This window comes from Achromobacter maghribensis, assembly GCF_057334215.1.
Genome location: NZ_JBHFII010000065.1, coordinates 133,472 through 137,607, shown reverse-complemented (window position 1 = coordinate 137,607; position 4,136 = coordinate 133,472). Strand labels below are relative to the sequence as shown.

At 69.0% G+C, this 4,136-nt stretch carries 1 protein-coding gene; it reads right to left on the bottom strand.

Annotated elements, in window-relative coordinates; all coding sequences use genetic code 11:
* A partial coding sequence (locus ACE039_RS30400; protein WP_485824204.1) for an SDR family NAD(P)-dependent oxidoreductase occupies positions 1-4,136 on the bottom strand: 4,136 nt, incomplete at both ends.

Below are 4,136 nucleotides of genomic sequence, written 5' to 3'. Positions count from 1 at the left end.
CCGCCAGGGGCCGCATCCAGCTCACCTGCTCGATACGGATCGCACCATCTTCCTCCAGCGCCAGACTCGCCGCGGCTCGCGCCCACTCCAGCTGCGCCACGCCCGGTACAAGCTTCTGCCCTCGTACCACATGGTCACGCAGGAAGTGTTCCTCGCCCGTCAGCCACGTGCTGTAGCGCTGCTCACGCAGAGTAGAGGTATTACGATGCACCAGCGGGTGCAGCACTGCTTCGCGAGCCGAGCCGGCCAGCGTGCCAGCCGCCTGCGCGGCCTGCGTACCCGACCCGCTCTCGGGCACCCAATACCGCTCCTTCGCAAACGGATACGTCGGCAGGCTCACCCGCGAAGGCCGCGATGACCCCGACGCGCCATACAGCGCCGACCAGTCCACCGCCAGACCCTGCACCCACAACTCGGCCAACTTGCCCAGCTTGCCGCGCGCCAGCCACTTGGCGATCAACTCCCGCAGGTCCTCGTCGGCAGCGAACGCCGACAACGTGTCCGACCCGCGCTTGACCTCGCCCTGATACACGTCCTCCAGGCTGGTCTCACCCTGCTCGTACGCCAACAATTTGCGCGTGAGCTCTGCCACCGAGCCCACCACCAGTGCCAGACGCATCCCCAGCGCCTCGCGCCCAACTTGCAGCGTATAGGCCAGCGACGCCAGATTCACCTCGCGCCGTTCCAGATACGTCCGCAACTGCGCCGCCTGCGCCCGAAGCTGCTCGCCTGTGCGCGCTGACAGCACCACCACGGTTGGAGCCTGCACCTGCGGCGCATCCGAGGCCGATTCCTCATACTCCTCCAGCACCACGTGGGCGTTCACCCCCCCGAAGCCGAAGGAACTCACCCCCGCGCGCCGCGGCAACGCCCGGCCTGCCTCATCGACCGGCGCCTCCCAGACCCGCTCCTCGTTCACCACGTAGAACGGACTGCCCTCCAGATCGATGCGCGGGTTCAACGGCTCGGCATGCAGGCTCTTGACCAGGCGCTTGTGCCGCATCTGCAGCAGCACCTTGATCAGGCCCGCCACACCCGCGGCCAGTTCCAGGTGACCAATGTTGCTCTTGATCGTCCCCAGCCCGATGCTCCCGGTCGCCAGCGCCTGCCCCTCGGCCAACGCCCGGAACGCCCGCTTCAGGCTCTGAACCTCCACCGGATCGCCCAGCGACGTCCCCGTCCCATGCGCCTCGATGTACCCCACCGTGCGCGGATCGACTCCCGCCTGCCGGAACGCCGACTCCACCAATTGCGCCTGCGCCACCGGATTCGGCGCCGTCAACGAGTTCGCCCGGCCGCCGTGGTTCTGCGAACTGCCCAGGATCAGCCCGTAGATGTGGTCCCCATCGCGCTGCGCCGCCGACAGCGGCTTGAGCACCAGCATCCCGACCCCCTCGCCTCGCACATAGCCATTGGCCTGCGCCGAGAAGGCCTTGCATCGCCCGTCCGCGCTCAACATCCCGGCTTGCGTAAAGCTCTCGTGCGCCTCGGGAGACAGCAGCGTGTTCACGCCGCCCACCACCGCCAGCCCGCACTGGCCACTGCGCAATAACACCATCGCCCGATGCACCGCCACCAGCGACGACGAGCACGCCGTCTCCACCGGCTCGCTCGGACCATGCCAGTTCAACCAGTAGCTCATCCGGTTCGGCCCCATCGAGCCCACCACTCCGGCCGCGCTGGAACCCGTCACTTCCTCGCCCGCCAGCGTCAGCATCTGGCCGTAGCCGCTTGTTCCCGTGCCCACCAGCAACGCCGTCGAACTGCCCGACAAGCTCTGCACCGAGTAGCCCGCATCTTCCAACGCCCGATAGACGTACGTCATCAGCAGCCGCTGCTGCGGGTCCATCCCCTGCGCCTCGCGCGGCGAGATCCCGAAGAACAGCGGGTCAAACTCCTCGACCCCCTCGATCACGCCCGCCCGACGCAGGGCCGGCGCCGGCCGGCCGCTCCAGCGGCTAGCCGGCAGTTCTCCGATGCAGTCGCGTCCTGCCTGTAGATTGGCCCACAGCGTCTCGATGTCAGGCGCCTCTGGAAAGCAGCCGCTCATACCGATTACCGCAATCGGCTCCGGCCGAACCGAGGCCGGCTCGGCCGGCATGCCCGGCATCGAGTGTGGCCGACGGCCTCGGCGACGGCTGACTGACGCCACCGAGGCGGCCAAGCGCTTCGGCTCTGTGACTTGAGACGTCGTGGGCGCCGTCACGAACGCTGGCACCAACACGTCGCCATGCTCACGCACCAGATACGCCGTCAGTGCCGCGATCGTCGGCGCCTCGAAAAACACCGTCGGACTTAGCGTCAACCCATACCGCTGGTTCAATACATTGCCAAACGACGTCAGCGTGATCGAGTCGAAACCGAACTCGCTCAGCGGTGCGTCACGTTCCAAGCGCTCGCGCGCCATCTTCAGGTGCGCTGCCATCAAGCCCGTCAGGGCGCGCTCCACCTGCCCCGCGAAGGCGTCCCCCGAGGGCACCGTGCCGGTCCCGGCGCCTACCTCGCCAGCGCTCTCCACTTGTACCGGCGCAGTCTCAGCCTTCGCCTCATAGGCCGTCCGCACGCTGGCCAGCAGGCGCGCCCGATCCCCATGCAGCACCAGCACATGCGAAGCGTCCGACGCCACGGACATGCTCTGCACAAGCGCCGCGATCCCCGCCTCGTCCGGCAAGGGCTCCATTCCGGTTGACCGCCGCATCCGCTCCTGGCCCGCCGCATCGACCTGCATGCCGCCTGCGGCCCACAACGGCCAACTCAACGACACCGTCCGTCCCCGGCGCAGCCCCTGGGATACCAGGCCCTGCCGGTACGCCGCATACGCATCCAGAAAGCCGTTGCCCGCCGCATAATCCACCTGCCCGACATTGCCCCAGACACTCGCCACCGACGAACACAGCATCAGCCACTCCAGCGCCAGCTCACGCGTCGCTTCGTCCAACGCCACGACACCCGCCACCTTCGGCTGCAACACCGTGCCCAAGTCCACGTCGGTCTTGTTCGCCAATAGACTGTCGCGCAACACCCCTGCCGTGTGGATCACGCCATTCAACTGCCCATGCTCTGCCACGATCGCGCGTGATAGCGCCGCCATCGCCGCGCCATCATCGACCGCCACCGATCGGTACTCCACCCGAGCGCCCCGTGCCCGCAGCTCCTGCAACCAGGCCGCCTGCGAGGGCTCCAGCGCGCGGCGGCCGCTAAGCACCAACACCGGCTCGCGCACCTGTTGCGCGATCGCCTGCGCGAACACCCGGCCCAGGCCTCCCAGCCCCCCCGTGATCCAGTACACGCCACCATCCCGCCAGGGCAGCGATCCGTCGGATGGCGGCCGCTCCACCCACTCCAGCACGTCGCGGCCCGTTGACCCATGGCGCACCACTGCCGCCGGCTGCGCGGCTTCCGCGCGCAGTCGCTCGGCCAGCCCCGCTCCGGCATCGGCCAACACCACTTGCGTAGTCAGCAGCGGATACTCCCGCGTCGCGCTGCGCAGCATCCCGCCCAAGCCTTGCAGCACCGCGCCGTCGCCGTGCCCCGGCACCACCAGTTGCACCAGCGTCGGCCCAGCCAAACCCGCCGATACGATTCGCTTGAGCTGGGCCAGCACCTGCCCCGCATAGACGCCATAGCGCTGCGCGAGTGTGCCGGCCCCGCTCAGCCGGATGCATTGGGCCGGCGCCGGGTCCGCCTGGAGTTCCGCCTGGATTTGCGCCGCTCCCTCAACACCCACCACTTCCTCGCACCAGAGCACCCAGTGCTGCGCGTACGTCGACGCCTGAGCCGGCACCGCCAATGACCGGGCCGCCCACTTCGGCGTCAACAGCACCGTCTGCGCCGCCGCCGGGCGCTCCACCGCGCGGCTGCTGAAGCCGCTCAGCCGGACCGCCACGCGTCCCTGCGGATCGACGATCTCCACCTGGAGCTTGCGCACCGCCGCGCTGTCTCCGGCCGCCGGCCGCACCACCGCATAGGCGGGCACCGGCACCGGCAACCACTGCTCCACCGACTGCACCGCGAACGGCACCGTCGGCCCCGCGTCCTCCGGCATCAAGCCGAGGCTGGTCTGCAATGCCCCGTCCAGCAAACTCGGCGGCAAGCCATAGACGGGATCGTCATCGGCCGGCGCAGGCGCCGGCCCC